Origin of the sequence: Rariglobus hedericola (assembly GCF_007559335.1) — a bacterium.
Lineage (GTDB): Bacteria > Verrucomicrobiota > Verrucomicrobiia > Opitutales > Opitutaceae > Rariglobus > Rariglobus hedericola.
In genome coordinates this window covers 1-237 of record NZ_VMBG01000016.1, presented here as the reverse complement: position 1 = coordinate 237, position 237 = coordinate 1, and the positions used below count along the sequence as shown (strand labels likewise).

The window sequence follows — 237 nt, the reverse complement described above, 5'->3', positions numbered from 1 at the left end:
ACGGCACCGCCACTGTGGTCGCCACCGGTTCCTCGGTGCGTCTGCGCGCCGAAGGCAACATCACGGTGGGCAACATCACCGCGACGAACGTGTCGATCGACACCGACGCCGGCTCGATCATCAACGCGGCCGGTTCCACCAAGAACGTGACCGCGACGAACCTGCGCCTGCAGGCCAACGGCGCGATCGGCACGAACATCCGCCACCTGACGACGAACATCGATGTCCTCACTGCGC

The 237-nt window shown here is 65.8% G+C and carries 1 protein-coding gene; it reads left to right on the top strand.

The genetic code is table 11. From position 1 onward, the window contains the following. A partial coding sequence (locus tag FPL22_RS17765; protein WP_162525369.1) for a hypothetical protein occupies positions 1 to 237 on the top strand: 237 nt, incomplete at both ends.